The following is a 5,235-nucleotide window of genomic DNA, read 5'->3' on the forward strand; positions in this document are numbered from 1 at the left end:
GATTATGTACCGGTGGCTAAAACGGCATTAGAAGCAGGTGCAACAAGATTAGCAGTTGCTTTTTTAGATGAAGCCTTAGTTCTTAGAAGGGCTGGTATTACCGTACCAATTTTAGTGCTAGGTCCTTCCCCGCCTCGAGATATAAATGTAGCTGCTGAAAATGATGTAGCATTAACTGTTTTTCAAAAAGAATGGGTGGAAGAAGCCATCAAACTATGGGATGGTTCATCTATAATGAAATTCCATATTAATTTTGATAGTGGTATGGGGAGAATTGGAATACGCGAACGCAAAGAATTAAAAGAATTCTTAAAGAGTTTAGAAGGTGCACCATTTTTAGAGCTAGAAGGGGTATATACGCATTTTGCAACAGCAGATGAGGTTGAGACTTCGTATTTTGATAAGCAATATAACACGTTCTTGCAGCAGTTAAGTTGGTTGAAGGAATTCGGAGTGGATCCTAAATTTGTCCATACAGCTAATAGTGCTGCAACTTTACGTTTTCAAGGAATTACATTTAATGCAGTACGAATTGGTATTGCGATGTATGGATTATCCCCATCTGTAGAAATACGTCCTTTTTTACCATTTAAATTAGAACCGGCGTTATCATTGCATACGAAAGTTGCTCATATTAAACAGGTGATTAAAGGGGATGGAATTAGTTATAACGTCACTTACCGAACAAAAACTGAAGAATGGATTGCAACTGTTGCGATTGGATATGCAGATGGCTGGCTTAGAAGATTACAAGGATTTGAAGTGCTTGTGGATGGTAAAAGAGTACCGATTGTAGGGAGAGTAACAATGGATCAATTCATGATTCATCTTCCTTGTGAAGTCCCGCTTGGTACGAAAGTTACACTCATTGGACGACAAGGTGATGAATATATTAGCGCTACAGAGGTTGCTGAATATTCCGGGACTATTAATTATGAAATTATTGCAACGATTAGTTTCCGTGTGCCGAGAATATTTATACGACATGGTAAAGTTGTAGAAATCATCAATTATTTGAATAATATATAGAAGATCATCTAATTTGCTTCTTGTCATTTAAGTGAGCTTTTTATTGATGAAGAATATGCTCTTTTTTGATGAGAAGCTTTTACTTATAATCACTTTTAATATAAGTTTTGCAGAGGAATTCTTTTGTTCCTTGTTTAAAATAAGATGAAAAATAATAGAAGATGAATGTTTTTCCTGTGAATTGGAAAACATAAGCAAGGAATAAGGAAGTCTTTGCAACAGGCTCCATACAATGGTATTATTACAATAGGTGTCATATATATATTTGGGTGTGTAGTTGACGGTGGAGGTGTATTTTTGTGTCCGAATCAAGTGTAACTACTGAAATCGTGGTTCGGTTGCCAAAGCAAATGGTAACGGAATTGGACGGAATTGGAAAACAAGAGAATAAGAATCGCCATGAACTAATTTGCCAGGCAACACAACTGTTATTGCGTCAACATAAGACGAAGAAACGCTACCAACATGAATCAATGCGACGTGGGTACATTGAAATGGGAAAAATTAATCTTGGTATTGCATCTGAAGCTTTCTTAGCAGAGTATGAAGCAGCTCATACGGTAGAACGCTTAGTTAGCGGGGGGTAATATTTTGATTGTAAAACGCGGCGACGTGTATTTTGCAGACCTTTCCCCAGTTGTTGGTTCTGAGCAAGGAGGCGTTCGTCCGGTTCTTGTCATTCAAAATGACATCGGAAATCGTTTTAGTCCAACGGTGATTGTAGCGGCTATTACTGCACAGATTCAAAAAGCGAAATTACCCACTCATGTGGAAATTGATGCGAAAAAGTATGGATTTGAGAGAGATTCTGTTATTTTACTTGAGCAGATTCGAACAATCGATAAGCAACGCTTAACGGACAAAATCACTCATTTGGATGAAGTGATGATGATTCGTGTAGATGAAGCGTTACAAATTAGTTTAGGACTAATAGATTTTTAAATCGGCAGTTTAAGTTGCTCTCTTTGAAGGGCAACTTTTTTTATTATAGAGGAGGTTACGGTTGTATATGGAAATGGTAGATAATCGACAAGCGTTAATGAAAATGTTAGTGAAAGAATTAGGCTTTACCGAAAAGCAAGTTCGTCATGTTATTCAATTAACAGAAGAAGGTAACACAGTTCCATTTATTGCTCGTTACCGAAAAGAATGGACAGGCTCTTTAGATGAGGTGCAAATTCGTGCAATCTTAGAGAGATGGCAATATATGATGCAGCTTGAAGATAGGAAAGAAGAGGTTCTTCGTCTTATTGGTGAAAAGGGTAAGCTAACCGAAGAGTTGCGCCGTCATATTGTTGCCGCAACGAAACTACAGGAAGTAGAAGATTTATATCGTCCTTATAAAGAGAAAAGAAGAACGAAAGCGACGATTGCAAAAGAAAAAGGATTAGAACCGCTAGCTGAATGGTTATTGTTATATAAAAAAGAAGATCCGGCTAAAAAGGCTATGGAATTTGTTAATGCAGAAAAAGAAGTGGAATCTGCAGAAGAGGCGTTGCAAGGTGCGCAAGACATTATTGCAGAAATCGTTTCAGATGAAGCTGCGTATCGTAGTTGGATTCGGAATGTTACTTTTAGAAAAGGTGTTATGTCTTCGGTTGTAAAAGACGAAGAAAAAGATGAAAAGAATATATATGAAATGTATTACAGTTATGAAGAACCGTTGCAGAAAGTAGTACCGCATCGTGTATTAGCGATGAATCGCGGTGAGAAAGAAGATATATTGAGAGTTTCTGTTGTTCCGCCAGTAGATGAGATAATAACTTTCTTATATAAGAAAGTAATCCGTGATAACGATTCAAAAAGTGCGCATTATGTACAATTAGCGATTGAGGATGGTTATAAACGATTAATTCAATCTTCGATTGAAAGAGAAATTCGAAAAGAATTAACAGAAACAGCTGAAGAACAAGCGATACATATTTTCTCTGAGAACTTACGTAATTTATTATTACAACCTCCAATGAAAGGGAAGGTTGTGCTAGCCGTAGACCCTGCATATAGAACTGGTTGTAAATTAGCTGTAGTAGATGATACGGGGAAAGTTCTATATATCGATGTTATTTATCCGCATCCACCTGTTCGTAAATATGATGATGCAAAAAAGAAAGTTCTTTCTATTATAGATAAATATCAAGTTGAAATGATTGCAATTGGGAACGGCACAGCTTCTAGAGAAACGGAAGAGTTTATAGTAGATGTATTACAAAGTGTGAAACAGGATGTTTTTTATATTATTGTAAATGAAGCAGGGGCAAGTGTGTATTCGGCTTCCGATTTAGCTCGTGAGGAATTCCCTGATTTCCAAGTTGAAGAAAGAAGCGCGGTTTCAATTGGAAGACGCCTGCAAGATCCACTTGCTGAGCTCGTGAAAATTGACCCTAAATCGGTAGGGGTGGGGCAATATCAACATGATGTAACTCAAAAGAGATTAAATGAATCGTTAACATTTGTGGTAGAGACAGCGGTTAACCAAGTTGGTGTGAATGTAAATACAGCTTCAGTTGCATTGTTACAATATGTTTCGGGGTTATCAAAAACAGTTGCGAAAAATATTGTAGCTAAGCGTGAGGAAGATGGGAAATTTACGAAGCGTACTGAATTAAAGAAAATCCCTCGTTTAGGTGCGAAAACATATGAACAGTGTATTGGGTTTTTACGTATATTAGAAGGCGCGAATCCGTTAGATCGTACAGGGATCCATCCAGAACAATATAAAAATGTCGAATTGCTACTAAAGAGTCTAGGGTTATCGAAGAATGATGTAGGGAAACCGAACTTGCAGGAGAGTTTAGAGGGAGTGGATGTTTCAAAATTATCTCAAGAGACGGAGATCGGTGAGCCGACATTGGTTGATATTATTGATGCCTTAATTAGTCCAGAGCGAGACATGAGGGATGAATTGCCAAAACCACTTCTGAAAAAAGGGATTTTGAAATTAGAAGATTTACAGCGTGGTATGGAACTGGAAGGGACAGTTCGTAACGTTGTTGATTTTGGTGCTTTTGTTGACATTGGTGTAAAACAAGATGGTTTAGTGCATATTTCTAAATTAAGCAAACAGTTTGTAAAGCATCCATTAGATGTTGTATCTGTAGGGCAAATCGTAAAAGTATGGGTAGATGATATTGATACAAAAAAAGGTCGTGTTGCATTATCTATGTTACCGATTGAATAGTAAGAAAAGAGAGCAGATAAAACTGCTCTTTTTTTTATGGAGTAGAAAGTGTAATGGATTATGAGCTTTGATGTATTTTGCTATAATAAAACCAGCATTCATTTAGCAATTTAATTTGATACCGGTTTTTTTCAAAATATGCACGTTGCATTTGTTTTTTTAGCCATGTAGGCATAGGAATCCCTCCTTGTATAATCCTACTCTCAAAAATTTACCTTTGTAGTTAAGGTACTATTGACGAGAGGTTGGTGAGTGGATTTCTATTAATGTCGTATTTTTAGAAACCACGCTTCTTGAATGAGGATGGGTATATGTACTATTTAATATATGTATAGGAAGGGAGAAAAGTGTAAAAATATTTTTTTGTTTAGGAGGAATGAGAATGGATGAGAAAGAAATTCAGCAGCTAGTGGAAGAAGTATCCCTACGATACTTCGGGATGCCATTCTTACATAAAGCAATGTTTAATAATAGATTACGTACAACTGGTGGACGTTATCTATTGAAGAGTCACAATATCGAACTGAATTATCGATATTATGAAATGTATGGTAAAGAAGAATTAGTCGGGATTATTAAACATGAACTTTGTCATTATCACTTGCATATTACAGGGAGAGGATATAAGCATCGGGATAGGGATTTTCGTGAACTATTAAAAAAGGTAGGTGCACCACGTTTTTGTAAGCGAATAATTAATGAAGAGAAGGAAAAGAAGGTTTATATGTATGAATGTATGGAGTGTTCGCTTCAATATGTAAGAAGACGTCAAATAAATACAAAAAGATATGTCTGTGGAAATTGTAAGGGAAAACTAAAACCGGTAGCGAAAACATCTTGACAGTGAAAACGCAATCCAGTATATTATAAACATGTCACGTTTGTGCAAGATATTGTTAAAAAACATCTTGACTTACGATGAGAAGTTTTATAAGATACAAATTGTCTTCATTATTCCGCAGTAGCTCAGTGGTAGAGCTATCGGCTGTTAACCGATCGGTCGTAGGTTCGAGTCCTACCTGCGGAGC

At 36.6% G+C, this 5,235-nt stretch carries 6 protein-coding genes and 1 tRNA gene; 6 read left to right on the forward strand and 1 reads right to left on the reverse strand.

Going from position 1 to position 5,235, the window contains the following annotated elements; genetic code table 11:
- The 4 genes from alr to JDS92_RS29530 form a co-directional block, all read left to right on the forward strand.
- The coding region (gene alr, locus JDS92_RS29515) for an alanine racemase (RefSeq protein WP_199633000.1) at positions 1-1,029 on the forward strand (1,029 nt) is incomplete at its 5' end.
- 299 nt (positions 1,030-1,328) lie between these two features.
- The gene (locus tag JDS92_RS29520) at positions 1,329-1,616 is read left to right on the forward strand and encodes an antitoxin EndoAI (protein ID WP_000004570.1); all 288 of its coding nucleotides are present in this window, start codon (positions 1,329-1,331) and stop codon (positions 1,614-1,616) included.
- Between the two features lie 4 nt (positions 1,617-1,620).
- Complete coding sequence (ndoA, locus tag JDS92_RS29525; protein WP_000635963.1) at positions 1,621-1,971, forward strand: type II toxin-antitoxin system endoribonuclease NdoA; 351 nt, start codon at positions 1,621-1,623, stop codon at positions 1,969-1,971.
- A 67-nt stretch (positions 1,972-2,038) separates the two neighbouring features.
- Complete coding sequence (locus tag JDS92_RS29530; RefSeq protein ID WP_000426215.1) at positions 2,039-4,207, forward strand: Tex family protein; 2,169 nt, start codon at positions 2,039-2,041, stop codon at positions 4,205-4,207.
- A 58-nt stretch (positions 4,208-4,265) separates the two neighbouring features.
- Here JDS92_RS29530 and cmpA read toward each other — a convergent pair whose 3' ends face one another.
- The gene (gene cmpA / locus JDS92_RS29535; protein ID WP_001143642.1) at positions 4,266-4,382 is read right to left on the reverse strand and encodes a cortex morphogenetic protein CmpA; all 117 of its coding nucleotides are present in this window, start codon (positions 4,380-4,382) and stop codon (positions 4,266-4,268) included.
- A 207-nt stretch (positions 4,383-4,589) separates the two neighbouring features.
- On the opposite strand from cmpA, the gene JDS92_RS29540 reads away from it, so the two are divergent.
- Together JDS92_RS29540 and JDS92_RS29545 are read left to right on the forward strand one after the other, a co-directional pair.
- Positions 4,590-5,048, forward strand: a complete 459-nt coding sequence (locus tag JDS92_RS29540) for a SprT family protein (protein WP_000343549.1) — start codon at positions 4,590-4,592, stop codon at positions 5,046-5,048.
- Positions 5,049-5,162: 114 nt separating this feature from the next.
- Positions 5,163-5,234, forward strand: a tRNA-Asn gene (locus JDS92_RS29545).
- Position 5,235 lies beyond the last annotated feature (1 nt).

The sequence above is a fragment of the Bacillus cereus group sp. N12 genome (assembly GCF_016483575.1).
Lineage (GTDB): Bacteria > Bacillota > Bacilli > Bacillales > Bacillaceae_G > Bacillus_A > Bacillus_A toyonensis.